We start from the raw sequence: 963 nt of genomic DNA on the forward strand, positions 1-963 counted from the left end.
GGGCCATTTCGCGACGCAGCCGGTGGTGCCGGGTATCGTCATGGTCCGTTGGGCACTCCAAGCCGCACGCGAAAGCCTCGGCCTGCACGGCGTATGCCGCGATATGGTACGCATCAAGTTTCCCCTGCTGCTTCTACCGGGGGAACGCGTCACCCTGATGCTCGACGCCACGCATGACAGCTCGCATGCAACGGCTCATGACAATGCTCACCACCACGCTCATCACGACATCCACAACAACGCTCATAACAACGACATGACGACCCGACTACGCTTCACGTTCACCAGCCAGCGCGGTACTCACGGGACCGGCACGCTGACGCTGACGCGACCGGAGGGCGCGTGCCATGCGTGACGATGCCCGCGCCTGTGTCATCATTCCGGTCTATAACCACGCCGACGCGGTGGGACGTACCTGTCAGACGCTACGCCGTCTGGAGGTCCCCCTTTTATTGATCGACGACGGTTGCGAGCTTGCCTGTGCCGCCGTTCTCGAGCGCCTCGCCGGCGCGCCCCACACACATCTGCTCAAGCTGCCGCACAATCAGGGCAAGGGCGCGGCAGTCAAGGCCGGCTTGCGCGAGGCACAGCGGCTGGGCTTCACGCACGCCCTGCAAGTCGACGCCGACGGCCAGCACGACGCCGACGACCTGCCGCCGTTTCTCGCCGGCCTCGATGCCGACGACATGACGCTGCGCATCGGCTATCCGCGTTTCGACGCCAGCGTGCCTCGGCACCGCTACTACGCCCGTTACCTCACCCATTCGCTGGTGTGGTTGAACACTCTTTCCTTCGCGCTGCGCGACACCATGTGCGGCGTCAAGCTTTATCCGGTAACGGCAACCAATCACTTGGTCGAACGGCATTCCTGCGGAGACCGCATGCAGTTCGACACCGAACTGCCCGTGCGCTGGATATGGGACGCGCGCCCGGTCGAGAATCTGCCCGTGCAGGTGAGTTACC

Annotated in this window: 1 protein-coding gene and 1 pseudogene; both read left to right on the top strand. The window is 64.1% G+C overall.

Annotated elements, in window-relative coordinates:
• A pseudogene (locus OP496_RS18060) lies at positions 1 to 355 on the top strand (hypothetical protein); the annotation flags it as partial.
• Positions 348 to 963: glycosyltransferase family 2 protein (locus OP496_RS18065; protein WP_280565344.1), on the top strand; the 616-nt coding region annotated here is incomplete at its 3' end. The pseudogene OP496_RS18060 and the gene OP496_RS18065, both read left to right, overlap by 8 nt.

Origin of the sequence: Chromohalobacter sp. 48-RD10, assembly GCF_029889785.1 — a bacterium.
Taxonomy (GTDB): Bacteria; Pseudomonadota; Gammaproteobacteria; order Pseudomonadales; family Halomonadaceae; genus Chromohalobacter.